The 20,847-nt window shown below is 31.5% G+C and carries 15 protein-coding genes and 1 pseudogene; 13 read left to right on the top strand and 3 right to left on the bottom strand.

What is annotated here, in order from left to right; genetic code table 11:
- Positions 1 to 4: 4 nt before the first annotated feature.
- From whiA to ACCQ40_RS03850, 9 genes are all read left to right on the top strand, one after another.
- Positions 5 to 901, top strand: a complete 897-nt coding sequence (gene whiA / locus ACCQ40_RS03890; RefSeq protein WP_410032683.1) for a DNA-binding protein WhiA — start codon at positions 5 to 7, stop codon at positions 899 to 901.
- A gap of 30 nt (positions 902 to 931) precedes the next feature.
- On the top strand, positions 932 to 4,384 hold the full coding sequence (locus ACCQ40_RS03885) for a DNA polymerase III subunit alpha (protein ID WP_410032682.1): 3,453 nt from the start codon (positions 932 to 934) through the stop codon (positions 4,382 to 4,384).
- Between the two features lie 9 nt (positions 4,385 to 4,393).
- Positions 4,394 to 5,353, top strand: coding sequence for a 6-phosphofructokinase (gene pfkA / locus ACCQ40_RS03880; RefSeq protein WP_410032681.1), 960 nt, complete (start codon positions 4,394 to 4,396; stop codon positions 5,351 to 5,353).
- 18 nt (positions 5,354 to 5,371) lie between these two features.
- Positions 5,372 to 7,150 (top strand): pyruvate kinase, encoded by a 1,779-nt coding sequence (gene pyk / locus ACCQ40_RS03875; RefSeq protein WP_410032680.1) that lies wholly within the window; start codon positions 5,372 to 5,374, stop codon positions 7,148 to 7,150.
- On the top strand, positions 7,150 to 8,415 hold the full coding sequence (gene rlmD, locus ACCQ40_RS03870; RefSeq protein WP_410032679.1) for a 23S rRNA (uracil(1939)-C(5))-methyltransferase RlmD: 1,266 nt from the start codon (positions 7,150 to 7,152) through the stop codon (positions 8,413 to 8,415). Before pyk ends, rlmD begins: the two co-directional genes overlap by 1 nt.
- Before the next feature lie 225 nt (positions 8,416 to 8,640).
- The gene (locus ACCQ40_RS03865; protein ID WP_410032677.1) at positions 8,641 to 8,829 is read left to right on the top strand and encodes a hypothetical protein; all 189 of its coding nucleotides are present in this window, start codon (positions 8,641 to 8,643) and stop codon (positions 8,827 to 8,829) included.
- A gap of 401 nt (positions 8,830 to 9,230) precedes the next feature.
- The gene (locus ACCQ40_RS03860; RefSeq protein ID WP_410032676.1) at positions 9,231 to 9,836 is read left to right on the top strand and encodes a CadD family cadmium resistance transporter; all 606 of its coding nucleotides are present in this window, start codon (positions 9,231 to 9,233) and stop codon (positions 9,834 to 9,836) included.
- A 290-nt stretch (positions 9,837 to 10,126) separates the two neighbouring features.
- Positions 10,127 to 10,333 carry a hypothetical protein gene (locus tag ACCQ40_RS03855; protein WP_410032675.1) on the top strand — a complete coding sequence of 69 codons (207 nt, stop codon included), beginning with the start codon at positions 10,127 to 10,129 and terminating at the stop codon, positions 10,331 to 10,333.
- A complete protein-coding gene (locus tag ACCQ40_RS03850) occupies positions 10,330 to 10,590 on the top strand; it encodes an STM3941 family protein (RefSeq protein ID WP_410032674.1) in 261 nt (86 codons plus the stop codon). Before ACCQ40_RS03855 ends, ACCQ40_RS03850 begins: the two co-directional genes overlap by 4 nt.
- A 224-nt stretch (positions 10,591 to 10,814) precedes the next feature.
- Here ACCQ40_RS03850 and larD read toward each other — a convergent pair whose 3' ends face one another.
- The 3 genes and pseudogenes from larD to ACCQ40_RS03835 form a co-directional block, all read right to left on the bottom strand.
- Complete coding sequence (gene larD, locus ACCQ40_RS03845) at positions 10,815 to 11,522, bottom strand: D/L-lactic acid transporter LarD (protein WP_394011765.1); 708 nt, start codon at positions 11,520 to 11,522, stop codon at positions 10,815 to 10,817.
- 17 nt (positions 11,523 to 11,539) lie between these two features.
- The gene (gene larA / locus ACCQ40_RS03840; protein ID WP_410032673.1) at positions 11,540 to 12,817 is read right to left on the bottom strand and encodes a nickel-dependent lactate racemase; all 1,278 of its coding nucleotides are present in this window, start codon (positions 12,815 to 12,817) and stop codon (positions 11,540 to 11,542) included.
- Positions 12,818 to 13,636: 819 nt separating this feature from the next.
- Positions 13,637 to 14,515: pseudogene (locus ACCQ40_RS03835) on the bottom strand (homoserine O-acetyltransferase/O-succinyltransferase family protein).
- Between the two features lie 707 nt (positions 14,516 to 15,222).
- Between ACCQ40_RS03835 and ACCQ40_RS03830 the strand changes: the two are divergent.
- The 4 genes from ACCQ40_RS03830 to ACCQ40_RS03815 all read left to right on the top strand — a co-directional run bounded on the left by ACCQ40_RS03830 (position 15,223) and on the right by ACCQ40_RS03815 (position 20,799).
- Complete coding sequence (locus tag ACCQ40_RS03830; protein ID WP_410032672.1) at positions 15,223 to 16,515, top strand: O-acetylhomoserine aminocarboxypropyltransferase/cysteine synthase family protein; 1,293 nt, start codon at positions 15,223 to 15,225, stop codon at positions 16,513 to 16,515.
- A 276-nt stretch (positions 16,516 to 16,791) separates the two neighbouring features.
- The gene (locus ACCQ40_RS03825) at positions 16,792 to 17,427 is read left to right on the top strand and encodes a nuclease-related domain-containing protein (protein WP_410032670.1); all 636 of its coding nucleotides are present in this window, start codon (positions 16,792 to 16,794) and stop codon (positions 17,425 to 17,427) included.
- 240 nt (positions 17,428 to 17,667) lie between these two features.
- Complete coding sequence (thiC, locus tag ACCQ40_RS03820; RefSeq protein WP_410032669.1) at positions 17,668 to 18,963, top strand: phosphomethylpyrimidine synthase ThiC; 1,296 nt, start codon at positions 17,668 to 17,670, stop codon at positions 18,961 to 18,963.
- Between the two features lie 180 nt (positions 18,964 to 19,143).
- A complete protein-coding gene (locus tag ACCQ40_RS03815) occupies positions 19,144 to 20,799 on the top strand; it encodes a formate--tetrahydrofolate ligase (RefSeq protein ID WP_410032668.1) in 1,656 nt (551 codons plus the stop codon).
- Positions 20,800 to 20,847: the final 48 nt, after the last annotated feature.

Here is a 20,847-nt window from a genome sequence, read left to right as displayed (position 1 = left end):
TGACATGTCTTTTTCTAAAAGATGTAAAAAAGAAGTACTTAAAAAAGAACCAATAAATCCAGAAGCAGAGCTTTTATGTGTATTAAACTTTATAGGTTCTATAAGGATATCTAATGGCGGTTACAATATAGTTTTTAAAACTTATTCAAATACAGAAGCCAGATATATTTACAATATAATAAAAAACACATACGATTACTCCTCAGTTTTTGAAATAAAAGACTTGGTCAATGGTGATAGACTTTTTACAGTGCTTATTGATGATAATCCGATTTCTGAAGATATTATAGAAAAGAGCAATGATTTTTTTATAAATAAGTCTATTGATTTAGAAGATGTGTCATTTGATGCTATAAAATCATTTTTAAAGACTGCCTTTGTTTTTAAAGGATCAGTCAATGATCCTCAAAGAGGTTACAACTTAGAAATTTCCACAGGGGATAAAGAAGGTGCTGACTTATTAAAAAAGTCCATGGAAGTATTTGAGCTTAATCCTAAGGTAAATATAAAAAAAGATTGCTATGTAGTTTATATAAAAGATAGCGACAAGATTTCAGATTTTTTAGCTCTCATAGAAGCTAATAAATCACTTTTTGAACTAGAAAATGTAAGGGCTATGCGTTCTATTAGAAATGATATCAATAGGCAGACAAACTTTGATAAGGCAAATATAGATAGGACAGTAAATGCATCTTTAAAACAAGTAGATGCTATAAATCTTTTGATAAAGGCAAATGAGTTTTATAAACTGGCTGATGATATGGTAGAAATAGGCGAACTAAGACTAGCCAATCCCTACGCATCTATAGAGGAGCTAGGAGCTATGGTAGATCCACCTATGAGCAAATCAAAGGTAAATTATAGGCTACAAAAATTTATAAAAATGGCTGAAGATTTGTGATAAGCAAATCTTTTTAATTGGAGATAAATAATGGAAAATAAATTTACTCACTTACATGTGCATACTGAATATTCTTTATTAGATGGTTTTTCTAGGATAGACCAACTAATTGAAAAAGCCAAATCATATGGCATGGACTCTCTTGCCATAACTGACCATGGGCAAATGTATGGAGTAATCGAGTTTTATAAAAAAGCTACGTCAGCGGGTATAAAACCAATTATAGGTTGCGAAGTTTATATAAGCGAAAAAGACCATACCTTAAAAGATCCTAGTAATAAAAGATATTATCATTTGATTTTGCTAGCAAAAAATAATAATGGCTATCAAAATCTTTTAAAAATAGTATCTGAAGCTTATGTGAATGGATATTATTATAAACCGCGTGTGGACCTAGATTTTATAAAAGGTTATTCAGAAGATATCATAGCTCTAAGTGCATGCTTAAGTGGAGAGGTCAACCAAAGAATCTTAGAAAATGATATTGAAGGAGCCTATGAAACTGCAAAAAAATATACAGAAGTATTTGGTAGGGAAAACTATTATTTAGAATTACAGAATCATGGTCTACCAGAGCAAAAAAAAGTCAATGAAGTCTTAGTTAAAATGCATGAAGACCTAGATATAGAACTAGTAGCTACAAATGATGCTCATTATATAAATAGAGAAGATAGCTACTACCAGGATGTTTTATTATGTATACAAACAGGAGCTCTTTTAAAGGAAGATGATAGGATGAAGATGCCATGTGATGAATTTTACCTGAAGTCACCTGATGAAATGCATGCTATTTTTAAAAATTATGAAAGAGCCATTGAAAATACCAATAAAATTGCCGATATGTGCAATGTTGAAATAGAGTTTCACAATCCCCACTTGCCATATTTTTCAAAATTGCCAGAAAATATGACAAATCTAGAATATCTCACCCAATTAGTTGATGAGGGACTTGCTAGAAAATATGAAAATGTAGATGAAGAAATCAGAGCCCGTGCTATGAAAGAAATAAATGTAATCAATAACATGGGTTATATAGATTATTTCTTAATTGTATGGGACTTTGTAAGATTTGCCCGTGAGCATGATATAGCAGTTGGGCCGGGCCGTGGATCTGCTGCAGGGTCTTTGGTTTCTTATGCCCTAGATATAACTCAAATTGATCCTTTAAAATATAATCTTATTTTTGAGAGATTTTTAAATCCAGAAAGAGTTTCCATGCCTGATATAGATATAGATTTTGATTATGTCAGACGTGATGAAGTTGTAGAATATGTAAATGAGCTATACGGGCGAGACCACGTATCTCAAATCATAACCTTTGGTAGGATGCAGGCGAGAAATGCCATCCGTGATGTGGGACGTGTATTAGATATTTCTTATGGTAAGGTAGATAAAATTGCAAAATTAGTACCTGCTGTAATAAATATGACCCTAGATAGAGCCTTAGAAGAATCAGATAAATTTCGTGAGGCTTATGAAAATGATGCCGAAAGTAAAAGGCTAATAGATACTGCAAGAAAAGTAGAAGCGCTTCCTCGCCATACATCCATTCATGCTGCAGGTGTGGTAATGAGTAAGGAAATACTTACAGATATTGTTCCTTTAGCCTTATCCAACAATCAGGTAGTAACCCAATTTAATATGACAGAGATAGAAGAGCTGGGTCTACTAAAAATGGACTTTTTAGGTCTTCGAAATCTTACAGTTATTAAAGATACCATAAAAGATGTAAAAACAAATCATGGGGTAGAGATTGATATAGAAGCTATCGATGAAAATGATCCAAATATCATAGACCAGTTTAATAAGGCAAAAACTATAGGACTTTTCCAATTTGAATCACCTGGGATGAGAAACTTTCTTAAAAATTTAAAGCCCACAGTTTTTGATGATTTAGTTGCGGCAAACTCTCTCTTTAGGCCAGGACCTATGGATGAGATTCCTACCTATATTCACAATAAAAACCATCCAGAAGATGTAAGATATATAGATGAGAAATTAAAACCTATTTTAAGTGTTACCTATGGTATTATAGTTTACCAAGAGCAAGTAATGCAGATTGTCCAGCAACTTGGAGGATTTTCTCTAGGAGAAGCTGACAACCTAAGACGAGCGATGAGTAAGAAAAAAATGGACATAATGGAAGCAAATAGGGAAGTCTTTGTCCACGGTAAGGTAGATGAAAATGGCGATATCGTAGTTCCAGGTTGTGTAAGAAATGGAGTTAGTGAGTCTGCTGCCAACAAAATTTATGATGAAATGATTTCCTTTGCAAAATATGCCTTTAATAAATCTCACTCAGCTGCTTATTCGCTAGTGGCAGCTCAAACAGCATATTTAAAATATTATTATCCAGAAGAATATATGGCAAATCTTATTTCCTCAGTCATGGATAGTGCTTCAAAACTATATTTATACGTAAGCGAGGCAAAATCTATGGGCATAGAAGTAATCGCCCCAGATGTAAACCTATCTTATCAAAAGTTTTTTGCAAAAGAAGGGAAGATTATATTTGGTCTATCAGGAATAAAAAATCTTGGTATAAACTTTATCAATGCAATAATAGCAGCTCGAGAAAGTGATGGAAAGTTTTTAAATTTCAAAGACTTTTTAGAAAGAGTAGAGGCCTATGATAGCAGGGCATTAAATAAAAAAGGTTTAGAATCATTAGTCAAATCAGGTGCCTTTGATAGCATGGGATATGCTCGTTCAAAACTTATGGCCGTTTATGAAAAAGCAATGACCAATATCCACGAAGGTCAAAAAATAAATGTAAAGGGGCAAATGAATTTATTGGATATGGCTGATGAAAGTAAAAATCAAACTAGTGATATAACTTTCCCAGATATTAGTGAGTATCCAAAAAATGTAAAGCTATCTCTAGAAAAAGATGTGTTAGGCTTTTATATTTCTGACCATCCTTTAAGTGAAGCTAGTGATAAATTAAAAAATACTATAAATTTTAGAACAAATTACAGAGATGAGCTTACTGATCAGCAAATACTAAATTTAGATAATAGGTTTGTAACTATGGCTGGAATTATTACTAATAAATCAGAGATAATGACCAAAAAGAGAAGCCTTATGGCATTTGTAAATATAGAAGATCTATACGGTTCAATAGAAGTGGTAATATTCCCAGAAACTTACAAGCAATATAGAAATCTAATTGAAGATGATAAGGTGGTCCTTGTTAAGGGTAAATTACAAGTAGACGATGACGATGTAAAGTTATTATCCCAAGAATTTGTGGACTTAGAAAATTTAGATTTTAAGACTTTGTACTTAAAAACTGATTATAAAGAGTATAATGGTCTAAGAGAGGTGTTAAAGGATTATAGTGGTCAAACTCCAGTTGTGGTTTATTTTGCTGATCGCAAAAAATCCTTTAAACTTGATAAAAGGTTGTGGGTGGATACCAGCAGCCAAAATATTAAAAAGTTAGAACAATTTTTAGGAAAAGAAAATGTTAAGTTAGAATAAGGAGTTTATATGAATACTATTGGTATTTTAACTAGCGGTGGCGATGCACCTGGTATGAACTCGGCTATAAGAGCAGCAGTAAGATCTGCCTTAAATAATGGCATGAGAATAAAGGGCATCCGAAATGGATACGATGGATTGATGAAAGGTGACATTTATGAAATGAATGTATCATCAGTTGCTGATATTATCCATAAAGGAGGTACTATCCTAGGAACTGCTAGATCTACCGAATTTACAAACAAAGAGGGTCAACAAAGAGCAGCTCAAATATTATCTGATTATGGAATAGAAGGGCTAATTGTAATTGGTGGTGATGGTTCATTTAAGGGGGCAAAAGCTCTATCAGATTTGGGTATAAAAACAGTTGGAATCCCAGGAACTATAGATAATGATATGGGCTATACCGATTTTACAATTGGATTTTTTACAGCAATGGAAACTGTAAGTGATGCTATAGGAAAACTTCGTGATACATCTAGCTCCCATGGTAGAGCAGTTGTAGTAGAAGTAATGGGTAGAAATTGCGGAGACTTAGCTTTGTACTCAGGTCTTGCAGGTGGAGCAGAATCTATTATTGTGCCAGAACATGAATTTTCTATAGATGATATAGTTGCAAAAATGGAACATGGTAGAAAAAGAGGAAAACTTCACCATCTTATTACTCTTGCAGAAGGAGTAGGAGATCCATATTCTATTGCAAAAGAATTAGAAGAAAAAACAGGTATAGAAACAAAAGTAACTGTACTAGGCCACGTACAAAGAGGGGGCTCACCATCAGTTGCCGATAGGTTACTAGGCTCGACAATGGGAGCTCGTGCTGTAGAATTACTTTTAGAAGAGAAAACAAACCTTGCTATAGGTTATGTAGATGGTAAAATTGTTGAGGTTAATATAGATGATGCAGTAAATACAAAATCTCAATTTAATGAACATTTATATGAATTAGCAAATAACTTATCAAAATAATAAGTAAAGGAGTTAATAATGAATCAAGTACCAGATATACTTAAAAAAACCAAAATTGTTTGTACAATAGGACCTTCATCAGAATCACCAGAAATCCTTGAAGAACTTATAAACAGTGGAATGAATGTCGCAAGATTAAACTTTTCCCACGGAACGCATGAAGAACACTTAGCAAAAATTAAAACAATTAGAAAAGTAAGAAGGAAATTAAATGTTCCAGTTGCGATTATGCTAGATACAAAGGGACCAGAAATTAGAACTGGTAACTTTAACGTAGATGAAGTTTATCTAAAACCTGATGATGTATTTACTCTAACTACACGTGATGTCGAAGGTACAGAAGATATAGTTTCAGTTTCATATGAAGGACTTCCAAATGATGTAGAACCAGGATCAATTATATATATTGATGATGGTCTAGTACAATTAGAAGTTACAGAAATAGTAGACGGAACAGATGTTATTTGTAAAGCCCTTAATAACGGAATTCTTTCAAATCATAAGGGTGTAAACTTACCAGGTTCAAAAACAAACCTTCCAGCAATAACACCAAAAGATATTGAAGATATAAAATTTGGTATAGAAAATGATATTGACTTAATAGCAGCATCTTTCGTACGTAAAAAAGAAGACGTTTATGAAATTAGACGTATTCTAGAAGATAATGGTGGAGAACACATCAAAATCATTTCTAAAATCGAATCTCAAGAAGGTGTAGATAATATCGAAGAAATTATTGAAGCATCCGATGGAATCATGGTTGCACGTGGGGACCTTGGTGTAGAAATAAGAACAGAACTTATCCCAATAGTTCAAAAAGAAATCATTAGAAAAGTAAACAAAGCTGCAAAACCAGTTATAACTGCAACTCAAATGCTTGACTCTATGATTAGAAATCCAAGACCAACTAGAGCAGAAACCACTGATGTTGCAAATGCTATTATAGATGGTACAGACTGTGTAATGCTTTCTGGGGAAACAGCTGGAGGAAAATATCCAGTAGAAGCTGTTCGTACTATGAGAGATATTTGTATTACAACAGAATTATCTGATGACTTTAAAGAAAATATTTACCAAACAAATATTTCATCATCATTCACAACAACAAATGCTATTGCAAAAAATACTTGTGACCTTGCAGAAACATTAGATGCAAAAGCAATTATTTCATGTACAGCAAGTGGTAATACTTCAAGAGTAATCTCTAAATTTAAACCAAAAACAAACTCTATTGCAGCTACAACAACAGAAAGAGTAGCTCGTCAACTATCAGTTGTTTGGGGAGTATATCCAATTGTTATCCAAGATGCTCAAGAAACAGATGAACTTATAGATCGCGCTATTTTTGGAGCAATCAATGAAGGATTTGTTTCAGAAGGAGATCTTACAGTAGTAACAGCAGGTATTCCACTAGGTATATCTGGAAACTCAAACCTAATTAAAGTTCACACTATAGGCGATATAATCACAAGTGGTACAGGTATAGGAACAAAATCTGTTTCAGGAAAAGTATGCCTAGCATCAACACAAAAAGAATTAGAAGAAAAATTTGAAGAAGGCGATATCATAGTTGCTAAATTCACCGATGCTGATATTACAGAATATATCCAAAAAGCAAGTGCAATAGTTACAGAAGAAGGTGGACTAACAAGCCATACTGCCATTGCAGCAGTACACTTTAACTTACCAGCAGTAGTAGGTGCCTTTAATATCCGTAACCTTGTAAAAGATGGAGATACCATAACAGTAGATCCAATCGGTGGCGTAATTTATAAAGGAGAATCAAAAGTTATCTAATGATTTTAAAAGACATTCAGATAATTGATATCCTCCAAGATGGCAGAGGAGTAGCACGCACTGAAGGCAAAACAGTCTTTGTGGAAAATGCAGTGTATGGTGAAACTCTAGATGCCGAAATTATAGTAGAAAAGAAAAATTTCTTGGAAGCTAGAAAAATAAATACAAAAATAAAAAGTGATTATCAAAGAAAACCTCCATGTCCATATTTTTATGAATGTGGAGGTTGTTCTATAATGGATATCAATTATGAAACCCAAATTAAGTTAAAAAAGAATTTAATAAAAAATGCTCTAAAAAAATCAGCCAGCATAGTTTTAGATGATTTAGAAATTGTTGCAAGCCCAGAATTTAGGTATAGAAACAAAATTCGCTTGCAAGTAGATAAAGATGGTGGATTAAACTATTTAGAAACTTATTCTAAAAAAATGGTAAGAATAAAAGACTGCCTTATAGCCAATAAAATAATATCTGAAAATTTATCTGATATTGAGAAAATAAGCATAGATATCAATCAAAAATTTGAAGGCATCATAGAAGAAATATCTATTAGAGCAAGCAAAAACAATATATTATTAAACCTTCAAGGAAATTTTGATACAAATGCCATTGCATACATAAAAGAAAAATATTCAAATAGCATTTACAATATCAATTTATTATTCGGTAGAGATTTAATTATTATCAGTGGATCAGGTTACCTAGATTATAAAATTGGTCAAAAAGAATTTAAAATAAGCGCCAATGATTTTTACCAAGTAAATGATTATCAGATAGAAAATTTATATGGGATAGCAAGAGATTTTTTAGGAGAAAATCAAAAACTCCTAGACCTCTACTGCGGATCTGCAACCAGCTCCATGTCCATAAATGATGATAATATAGTAGGTGTAGAAATAAATAAAAATGCTATAAAAGATGCTAAAGAAAATGCTAAAAGAAATGGGCTAAAAAACTATAAGTTCATAGCCAAAAATGCAAGATTTATAGATAGTAATTTCATAAAAAAAGAAAAAATAGACGCAGTAACAGTAGACCCACCAAGGGCCGGCTTAGATAAAGAAGTAGTAAAGACAATAGCAAACTCTGGTATTGATAAAATTGTTTATATCTCATGTAATCCACAGACATTAGCTCGTGATATAAAAAGATTTGTGGATAGGGGATATAAATTAGAAAAAATCAAGGCAGTGGATATGTTTCCTCAGACTATGCATGTTGAGACAGTGGTATTGATGACAAGAAATTTAGATGATAGGTTATAAAAGTGTTGAAACAGGTGGCCTTTAGGATTTTAAAAGAAATCTTAAAAGCCATTCTTTCATTTAAATGATACTTTATGAGAATAGTTTAAATGTAAATTATAACAGGGGATATAGGCACTATGGATATTTTAGGGATAGTGAACGGGATGGATATTAGGACTTGACAAGTGAATTAATCAGTAAAAATATCAGATAAAAAAGGATATTTACGATACATAAAAAAACTTGGGAGTTAGTATTAAGAATAAAGATATAGATGCAGTTAATGCTGCAGCTCTTTCTAATAAGTTACTTCAAATGATATCTGGTTCTATTTATGGTAAAGATATAAATATGATCCATATCCTTGATAGAAAGCTTAATGCCTTGAAAGATTTAATGGATGGTTCTAATAGGATGGCCTATCGGTATTAGTCAGATTTAAAAAGAATAAAGGATAAGTTTGATGTAAGAGAGCATAAGACAAGGTAAGCTATTATCTATCCATCATCTACTGGTCATGATCTTAATTTACAAGATGGATATGATTACTACGCAGTTCATAAAAGAGTGAATGAGATAAGTCAATATTAGAAAAATAATGTTTAGTCGATCTAATTTATATATTTTCAATCTCTATAGTTTGCATTGGTATCTATCAGCATACTTGACAAAATCCGACTATTTTAGTAAACTTTAGATAATATTTAAAGAAAAGGTGGAAAAATTGTGAAATTATTTCTTCAATTGTCTCCTGTGGCAACTGCCAAGGCACAATGTGTTTGCTGTAAATTTTTAATTGGCTATAAAAATTAAACATTTTGAAAGGAGAAATAATGGAAACAATATTATCCGCTTTATTAGTTTTTGTCTCTACATCAATTGACTTCTTAGTTGTTTTGACTATTTTATTCGCCAGTCAAGGCAAGGAAGGTTTGAAATCAATTTATGCAGGACAGTATTTAGGTACAGGGCTGCTTGTACTGGTTAGTCTTATTGCCGCTTACTTTTTAAATTTTATTCCACAAGATTGGATTATCGGACTCCTTGGTCTAATTCCACTAGGTCTTGGTATAAGAGCAATTTTTGTGGATGAAGATATTGATGAAGAAGACATCGAGGGAAAAATTACCGGAGATGGATCAAAAATCTTAGCATTTACAGGTTTAACAGTGGCAATGGGTGGGGATAATTTAGGAATTTATATTCCCTATTTTACAGGAAAGAGTTTGATTGAGATTAGTATAAGTTTAGTAATATTTGCGTTAGGGATTTTGATTCTATGCAAATTATCTCAAAGTCTCGCCTCAATTTCTACTATCGGAGAGGTCGTAGAAAAGTACGAAAAAATAATTGTACCAGTCGTGTTTATTGGACTCGGTCTTTATATATTGATTGAAAATGGAACGATTAATCATTTCATATCCCTAATCACAAGTTAATAATCTATTTTATATTTCAGATCTACTAAAGGAAATCTTTAGTAGGTCTTTTTTGTTTACTTAAAATTCTCTAAAGTAACCGATAAAAGTTATTAAATTTTGTCAAGCTAAAAAGTGATTAGAACTAATAAAATAGGTTATAATAATAAAACAAGACAAAATATTTTAATTATGTCTAAAAGTTTATTAATATTTAGCATTAAAATTTGTTCAGAGGAACCATGAATAACAGAGTAGAAATATTTAGCGATAAGTTTAAAAGTATAAAGTTGAGTTTAAGGGGCATTTTCATGACAGTCTTGTCAATGTTTATATTATTATTTGGATTTTCTATAGGCAATATTTTATTTACTATGCTTACAACAATTATTGCTTTATTTGGAATTATATTTTTTGGTATGACAACATTCTTTTACATTAAAAATATTTTAATAAATAAACCAATCTTAATCCTAGAAAACGATGGATTTTATGACAATCAAGTATATTATCTTTGAAAAATTCTTTAATTAATTGGAACTCAGTTGATAGGATAGAGTATATGCCTTTAATGAACCAAGGGATGATATCAATATTTTTGAAAGATGAGAAAATGTATTTGGATAAGTTATCATTATTAAAAAAGTCTTTGACCAAAATAAACATTGCAATGGGATATAGAGAAATAACAATTAATATGAATCAAATCCAGAATATGAATGGTATAAAACTGGCTGAAACTATGAACGAATATCTAAATATACACCATAACTAAAAATTTTAACTAAAAAATTAGGAAGATATAGCGCTTATAAAGTTATATTCTATTAATAGAAATATTTTTACCTATTATGGCTAAGTGACTTGATAGATAAAAAGATAGGTTTTTATCAGATACCTCAAATAAAATATGTAAAATTATTTTATTTGTAAACTTATAAAAAAAATATCAGCATAAAGGTTAAAATCTTTATGCTGATTAGTCTAATAATATATATTTTAAAATCCTAAATAAAATATAGCAAACAATGCTGCTGCAACGGCACCTAGATAAGGTGCAATTCCTGGTACTGTTAGTCCATATTTCCAATCATTATCTGTTTTGTTTTTGATTGGTAATAAGCTATAAGCAAGTCTTGGACCTAGGTCCCTAGCTGGATTCATTGCAAATCCTGTTGGACCACCTAGACCCATACCAATAGCCCATACTAACAATCCAACACCTATTGGTACAAAGTCTGGTTGATTTTTTACAAGACCTAAAATAGATGATAGAAAGATAAAGGTTGCAAAAAACTCTACAAAAAAGTTTCTAGGGATGCTTCTATGGATAGGATTTGTAGAAAATATATTTCTTATTTTTACTGGATCTATATCTAGAGAAGCATCAAATTGATCTTTATATAATACATAACAAATAAGAGCTCCTACACACGCCCCTAGAAGTTCAGCTATAACATAAGGAATAAAGTAAGACCAAGGAATAAGACCAATAATTGATTGTGTTAACGCCATAGCTGGGTTTATACATACATCTCCAAATACTGAAAGTACTATAGTTATACCAAATCCCCATGTAGTTATGGCAAATAAGTGTCCTGAACCTTGGTATTTGGTTTTATTAAGTACTTCGTCACAATGAACGCCCACCCCAAAAATTATCATAAGGGCAGTTCCTAGAAATTCTGCTATTAATTTTGAAAACATCTTATCTCCTTATATATTTACTTTTCAACTACTACGCCTAAACCATCTGGAATAACAACAACTTTTGCATCTTTACCCATGATTTCATAAGCTTTTTCTATTCCTTCATCCATGGTTCTTGCAAGTTGCATGTGCATGTCAGTTACAAGCTTTTCATCTACTTGGTCAGATACCATTATTACATGATAGTGTGAAAGAATACGTGCAAAAATTTGAGCAGTCCATTGATCTGGTAAAGTTTCTAGTCTTGGAGTGTTAGCGGCTAATTCTTCAAATTCTCTAGGATCTTTTACATCAGCAATATTGTGGTAGAAACCTTCACCACCATGACCATCACCACATGCGCAACAACAGATAATAACTCCACCTTCTTTTACTGTTGCTTCTGCAGCAGTCATACCTTTTACAGCTTGGTATATATTTTGATCAAGAGGAGCACCACCATTTGTTGTAATAGCAATATCACAGTCAATTTTTTTAACGCTAGCTAGTTCTCGAACAAAATCACAACCTACCTTATGAGCTTGTTCCATATCACCAGCAAATGAACCGATAATTTCATGTTTTCCATTCAATACAACATTAACTATAAATGCAAGTTTTGCAGTCCTTGCTGCGTAAACCATATCTTCATGGATTAAATTATGGTTTAAATTTCCAGGTCTTGAATTTTTATCTTCTATAAATTCACCACTATGGTTAGCCATGATAGTTTTATAAGAAGCAATACCTGGTAAAACAGATTTTCTTCCACCAGAAAATCCTGCAAAAAAGTGAGCTTCTATAAAACCTTCAGCAATTAAAAGATCACATTCCGCAGCAATTTTGTTAATTATGCAAGCTCCACCGCTTGGTAAAGTTCCAATTTGTTTCATTGAACTATCATCAGTTGATACATGCATTACAATTTCTTCGTTATCAACAATTTCTTGTCCATATTTACTTATTAATTCTTCTCTAGTTGATGGACGATGGAATCCTGTAGCTACCAGAATACGTATGCGAGCATCTGGATTAGCTGAGCGTATTCTTCTTAATAAAATAGGTGTAATTATTTTTGAAGGAACTGGACGGGTATGGTCTGAACTGATAATAACTATATCCTTTTTACCTACTACAAGTTCTTCTAAACTCTTTTGTCCAATTGGATTATCTAAAGAGTCTTCTACTATTTGGTCTTGAGGCTTTTCAGGTATATAATTAGTTTGTTTTCCTTCTAATTTACCTGCAAATTTTTCATCTTCTAGTGCAACTTCCATAGTTGTGTCATCGTAAGGTACATTGATTTTAAACATTTTTACATCTCCTAATCATATGTTATTAAATCTTTAACGAGAATAATTATACGTTAATTTGCAGCAGTGTCAAAACAAAGTTAGTTATATTTATATTTTTCTAAAATATAAAACTTTGAAAGGTTTTCCTATTTTTAGCTATAATTATCTATAACTTAAGCTTAGCTTTAACTTATATATGCTAATTTATAAAAAGTAAAGAAATGAGTAAAGGACAAATCTTTGGTAGAGAATATTAATATTTAATGAATAACGTAGGTTGGTAAACATATTTATATGTTTCTGATTTGATCTAAAATAAATTGTTATTATTTTGTTATAAAAAGATTTAGCATTTTTTTAAAATATTAAAATGTTATAAATATTAAAGAATATATATAAATATTTATTAATAAATATTAGAAGTATACAATTTTATATCAATCGCAAAAGGCTATAAATATAATAAAATTATGGTTTTTAGGTTTATGAAAATAGAGATTTTAGTTCGAAAAAATATAGGATGAAATTACAGATAACGTTTGTAAAAAAAATAAGAAAGCACCTATCAAAATTGATAGGTGCTTTTTAAGTGGGTCGAGCGAATGAAATTAAAGAAAAATCATCTGATACACAGTAAGAAGAACTTTATTAATGAATGGGCTAGTAGTACAAGTGGTGAATAACCATAGTTATAATAGGGGAATGTTGGTGGTAGCCCCTTATATTCACATTTCGATTACCAGTTAATGCTAGATTTGACTCGTCGAAAGTTTAAAATCAATATTTTTTACTATTCAATTGATATATATTTATCTTCTAAATTTTCTTATAGTCTTTCTAAAAGACATAATAATCAAGCCAATTTTCAAAAAGAATTTTTGCTGTAAATTCCCAACTATAATTTACATTTTCTATCCTAGCTGTAGAATTTATATAATAATTTTTAGGTATTTTTGTAGCTAGTCCTTTACTAATATCTCGTATGTATTCACTATGGAGGGTATTTTTTGAATATTCTAGATGGCCTAGGTTAAATATAAATCTGCCATCTGTTGATTCTATAAGACTTACTCCGGTTTGTTTATTTTCGGCTAATATTTTTAATTCATCAATAGAAATATTATTTTTATCTATCTTTTTGTAACGAGATTGGGGGATGAAAAAATGGTCATCAAGTCCTTCAAGTAGCTTAGAATCTGAATTTTTTTTATATTCATATACTCCAAAAATCTTATTTTCTACAAAAGTTGACTTAATATTGTAAAAATATTCTAAACTCGCCACTGCTGCTCAGCAGATAAATAGAGTGGATCGGACATTGGTTTTTGAATAATCAAAAATATTTTTCAATTCTTCCCAATAAACAATATTACTATAGGGTCTATCTTCTACTGGTGCTCCAGTAATGATTAATCCATCATATTTACTATCTTTTACTTCATCGATAGTTTTATAGTATTTTTCTAATCTTTTTTGATCGGAATGTTTGCTTACATAGCTTGCAGTTCTTATAAAATCTACTTCTATTTGATATTCGCTAGAAATGAGTTTTAGTAAATTAATTTCTGTTTCTTCTTTATTGGGCATGAGATTTACTATGCCAATTTTAAAAGCATTTTCATTTTGATTCTTTAACTTTTCACTGTTTATAGTTAGAATATTTTCTTTTAATAAATCTTCTTTTTTAATCAGTCCTTCTTTTATTGCAAGTGGCATAATATTATCTCCTTTGTTTTTAATTTTTTTTTATATAAAAAGAGCCTTCTCCCATAAGGGCGAAGACTCGCGTTACCACCTTAATTTACTATTAATATATAATAGTAAATTATCAGTATCAATCAATACATGTCGCTATAACGGGCTATCCCGTACCTGCTTAATTATTCGACAAATCCCACAAAAAGGCCATATTCACTAGTTTTGTTTCGCTTCTCTCACCATAATATGAAGCTCTCTGTAATCCACTAGACTAGCTACTATTCTCTTGATTTGGTTTAAATAAAAATATCATAAGAGATATGACTTGTCAAAGTCAGGCAAGATTTATTTTGCTAACACTTGACATTAGTAAAGAACTGGTATAGAATACTCACAAATATAAAAACAAGGAGGCTAATATGTACTGCATTCATTCAAACAACAAAATGATGATGGGTATGATGCACATGATGGATTCATGGGCAGGCTTTCTTGTACCCAAAAATCGTTAGTTTTGGGATTAGACTACGAGGAGCCTTGCGGCTCCTCTTTTTTTTATGGATTGGAGCTTGTTATGAAATATGAAAAAATTCTAAGGAGCACAAGATCCACCCTTTGGGATGAACGAATGTATCTCCTTATAATTTTAAATTGTTTAAAAAGATTAATTAATAGAATTGAACATTGTTAGTAATATTAAAACAAAATTTAAGGAGAAAATTATCATGACCAAAGAACTTAACCAAGCAAAATTTGAAACCTTAGCCTTACACATTGGACAAGAAGAAGCAGATCCTGCTACAGGAGCGCGTGCAGTTCCGATATATCAAACAACTTCATATGTATTTAAAGATACTGACCAAGCTCAAGGAAGATTTGCCTTAACTGATGCAGGAAATATATATGGTAGACTTACTAACCCAACTGAAGATGTTTTAGAAAAACGTCTTGCAGCCTTAGAGGGTGGTAGTTCAGCCCTAGCTGTTGCAAGTGGTGCAGCTGCTACAGCTTACGTATTCCAAGCCCTAGCTCAAAAAGGAGATCATATAGTATCGGCAGAAACTATTTATGGTGGAACCTACAACTATTTACGCCATACATTTCCTAATTACGGGGTAGATACTACTTTCGTTGATCCATCTAAAGTAGAAAACTTTGAAGAAGCTATAAAAGAAAACACAAAACTAATATTTATTGAAACTTTAGGTAATCCAAATTCTAATATAATAGATATTGATAAGGTTGCTGAAATTGCTCATAAACATAATATTCCTCTAGTTATTGATAGTACTTTTGCCACACCTTATTTGATTCGCCCAATAGATCATGGAGCTGATGTGGTAATCCATTCTGCTACAAAATTTATTGGAGGACATGGAACTACTTTAGGTGGCATCATTGTAGAAAATGGAACTTTTGACTATGCGTCTTCTGGTAAATTTAAAAACCTATCTGAGCCTAACGATTCCTACCACGGAGTATCTTTTACTCAAGCTGTTCCTCAAGGACCACTAACAACATATATACGAGCAATCCTACTTAGAGATACAGGAGCATCTATTTCACCATTTAATGCATTTTTATTATTACAAGGAGTAGAAACTCTTTCATTAAGAGTAGAACGCCATGTAGAAAATGCGCTAAAAGTAGTGAAATACTTAGATAATCATGAAAAAGTGACAAAGGTAAACCACCCATCATTAAAAGACCATCCTGATCATGAGCTATACAAAAAATATTTTCCTAATGGAGCAGGAAGTATTTTTACCTTTGATGTAAAAGGTGGCGAAGAAGATGCTCGTGCCTTTATAGATCATTTAAAAATATTCTCAAATTTAGCAAACGTAGCTGATGTAAAAAGCTTAGTAATCCACCCAGCAACTACAACTCACTCCCAATTAAATGATGAAGAATTAGAAAGTCAAGGCATAGGAAAAGCAACAGTACGTCTATCAATAGGAACAGAACATATTGATGATATAATAGGGGATATAGAACAAGCCTTTGATGCTATTTAATAAGCAAAAAATCAAAAAAGTTTTAAAAGTAATTTCATAAACTCCTAATAAACTAATAATAAATAAACGGGATGCTACAAGGTGCATTCCGTTTTATTTTGATTATATAGCATAGAGTATTTTAAATTTTAGATTGAGATATGATATATTAATTATACCTATCCTTGAAGTTAAATTCTTTTAGCTACCTTTTATAGCTTATCGTTAGAATAGAGTGAGAAATTAAGAAAAGCACAGTAGTTTTTTAAGCGTAATTATTGTTAGTTTGGAGTGTTGATGAAAAAAGCATATATATATTTAGTAATTTTTATTTTATTTTGTCTTGTATTAAAATTTTTAGAAAATAAGCTTAAGGGAAATGTGGGGGAATTGGCTGTCAAGAAGAAACTTAAGAAGTTAAATAATAAGAAATATTTAGTTTTAAACAATATTACCTTAAGAAACTATGGTGGCAATACAAGTGCAACCCAAATAGATCATATAGTTGTATCTATCTATGGAATCTATGTCATTGAGACAAAAAATTATAAGGGAATCATATACGGATCTGAAAATGGTAAAAATTGGACCTATAATATTTATGGAAATAAATATAAATTTATGAATCCCATAAATCAAAACTACGCTCATATAAAGGCTATAAAAAATGTTATAGGTAAAGAATATAAAAACATACCTTATTATTCCATAATAGCATTCTCAAAAGAGTCAAAAGTAAATGTAGTTACAAGCAGAGCAAATATTTGCAAGATACCAAAAGTATCAAAAGTTATAAAATCTGAGTCTTATGATGAAATATTATCTTACGAAGATATTTTATATATAAAAGAAAAACTAGAAAATGCACAAATTGATTTATCAAAAAGAAGGCATATAAGAGAGGTAAAAAAAGCTATTAGAAATGTCAGTTAAAATAAATTTTTCCAAGCCCTAGATTTAAAGTATGAGGGCTATTTTTAAGTATAATTTTTGATATAGTTTACAAAATATAAAATCTCCCTTATAATAGTAATTGTAAATTATCAACCTATGGGAGCTTTGTGCTGAGAGGAAGTTTTGACTTCGACCATTAAACCAATCAGGATAATGCCTGCACGGGAATGGAGCATATTTATACTCCTATAAGTAATTTTTAGGAGGTTTTTTTAATTTATGAAATATAAGACACAGATGGAAGCGGCTAAACATGGTTTTGTAACTGAAGAAATGAAGATAGTTGCAAAAAAGGAAAACGTTAGCGAAGAGTATTTAGTTGAAAAAATTACAAAAGGTGAGATTGTTATTCCAAGAAATATCAACCATAACTCAATCTCTCCAGAAGGAATTGGTACAGGTCTAAAAACTAAGATAAATGTTAACCTTGGTATTTCAAAAGATATCAATGACCTTGATCTTGAAATGGAAAAAGTTGATATGGCCCTTAAAATGGGTGCAGAATCAATCATGGACCTTTCAAACTATGGTAAAACTCAAGAATTTAGAGAAAGATTAATCGAAAAATCCACTGCAATGATAGGAACTGTTCCTATGTATGATGCAATTGGATTTCTAGATAAGGGTCTAAGCCACATCAAGGCAGAAGAATTCTTAGAAGTAGTTAGAAACCACGCTGAAAATGGTGTAGACTTTGTAACAATTCACTGTGGTATCAACAGGGCTAATGCTGAAATCTTTTTAAGAAACAGAAGAGTAAATGAAATTGTATCTCGTGGTGGATCTTTATTATTTGGATGGATGATGATGAATGATAGAGAAAACCCATTCTACGAATACTATGATGAATTATTAGATATTTTAAGAGAATATGATGTGACCTTATCACTCGGAGATTCACTAAGACCAGGTGGTATTCACGATGCAACTGACCCTTCTCAAATTGCTGAACTTATAACTTTAGGTGAGCTTACAAAAAGAGCATGGGAAAAAGATGTACAAGTTATAATTGAAGGACCAGGTCACGTTCCAATAAATGATATTGAAACAAATATAAAATTACAAAAAAAATTATGTCACAATGCACCTTTCTATGTCCTAGGGCCATTAGTAACTGATATTGCTCCAGGCTATGACCATATAACAAGTGCTATCGGTGGAGCTATTGCGGCAAGCTACGGGGCAGACTTCTTATGCTACGTAACACCAGCAGAGCACTTAAGACTACCAGATGTAGATGATGTAAAAGAAGGTATAGTTGCAACAAAAATTGCAGCTCATGCAGGTGATATAGCAAAATTAAAAGATGCAGCTGACTGGGATCTTGAAATGAGTAAGAGAAGACAAAAAATTGATTGGGAAGGTATGTTTGAATTAGCTCTTGACCCTGATAAATGTAGGGCCTACAGAGCAGCATCATCACCTGAAGAGGAAGATACATGCACTATGTGTGGATCTATGTGTTCTATGAGAAATATGAACCTAATCCTAGAAGGTAAAGATATCACTATATAATGATAGGTTTATAAATCAAAAGTTTAAACTCAAGTTTACAAAAAAAAATGTGAACTTGGGTTTTTTATTTGTCAAAAAATTGAATATTAATTATATTATTAGATAATATATTTAAAGTTAAAATTTATTTATCTTTAAAAATTTAGTAAAGTTACATTAATTTTTATGAAAGGTTGAGTTATGAAAACAGATATCGAAATCGCAAGAGAGATTGAACTAGAAGAGATTGATGAGATTTGCCAAAAATTGGGTGTTGAAAACTACGATAAATACGGCAAATACAAGGCAAAGTTGGATTTGGAATATGCAAAAAATCAAAAAGAGGGATCAAAATTAATTTTAGTGACTGCGACAAATCCTACACCAAGTGGTGAGGGTAAAACCACTATGAACATTGGTTTATCAATGGCTTTAAATAAAATTGGAAAAAGTGCCATTTCTGTTTTAAGAGAGCCTTCGCTAGGACCATCTTTTGGTAGAAAAGGTGGAGCGGCTGGTGGTGGTTATAGCCAAGTTTTACCAATGGATGAAATAAATTTACATTTTACAGGAGATTTTCATGCTATTACAACTGCAGTAAATCTTGTTGCAGCAATTTTAGATAACCACATCTACCAAGGCAATGAAAAAAATATTGACCCAAATCAAATAGTTTGGAGAAGATGTGTAGACCTAAATGATAGAGCGCTTCGTAATATTGTAATTGGTCTAGGTAATAGAACTGATGGGGTAACTCGTGAGGATAAGTTTGATATAACAGTTGCTACAGAAATGATGGCAGTACTTTGTCTTGCAACAAGCATGGAAGATTTTAAAGAAAAAGTTAGCAAAATGATTGTAGCGTATGACTATGCAAATAACCCTGTAACTGTAGATGATATCAAAGCTACAGGATCAGTTGCGGTAATTATGAAAGATGCTTTAAAAGCCAACCTAGTTCAAACTACAGAAAATACACCTGCTATTATCCATGGTGGTCCTTTTGCAAATATTGCCCACGGATGTAACTCTTTAATAGCTACAAAAACTGCTCTTGGTATAGCTGATTATGCTGTAACTGAAGCAGGATTTGGTGCAGACCTAGGTGCTGAGAAATTTAATGATATCAAATGTAGGTTAGGTGGATTAGCGCCTGATGCAACAGTAATTGTTACTTCAGTTAGATCTTTAAAATACCATGCAGGTATGCCTTTGGATGAGTTAGCAGCTGAAAACTTAGAATATTTAGAAAAAGGTTTTAAAAATCTAAAAACTCATATAGAAAATATGAAAAAATTTGGAAACAACATCCTAGTAGCGATAAATAAATTTGCAACAGATACAGATAAAGAAATTGCATTAGTGCAAGAACTTACCGAAAGATTAGGTGTAAAGGCTGTAGAAACAACTGTATTTGCTGACGGGTCAGAAGGTGGGGTTAAACTTGCCCAACACCTTGTAGAACTTTGCGAAAATGATAATGAGTTTAATTATTTATATGATGAAAGTTTACCAACCAAAGAAAAAATAGAAACAATAGCTAAAGAAATTTATAGAGCAAGGGAAGTAGTTTATACAAAAAAGGCTGAAAAAGCAATTATAAAATTAGAAAGTTTAGGTTATAATGATCTTCCAGTGTGTATAGCAAAAACTCCATATTCTCTATCAGATGATCCAAATAAAAACATAACCGTAGATGATTACGAAATAACTATCAGGGATGTAAGAGTAAATGCTGGGGCAGGATTTGTGGTAGCTTATACAGATAATATATTAACAATGCCAGGTTTACCAAAAGTTCCAAATGCTTATCAAATAGATTTGGATTCAAATGGTGAGATTGTAGGATTGTTCTAAGATTGTAAAATTTTCTTAACATAATACTTGAAAAAATTTTCAAAGTAT

The organism is Anaerococcus cruorum, from assembly GCF_046365495.1.
Taxonomy (GTDB): Bacteria; Bacillota; Clostridia; order Tissierellales; family Peptoniphilaceae; genus Anaerococcus; species Anaerococcus cruorum.
This window is presented reverse-complemented; position numbering and strand designations above follow the sequence as displayed.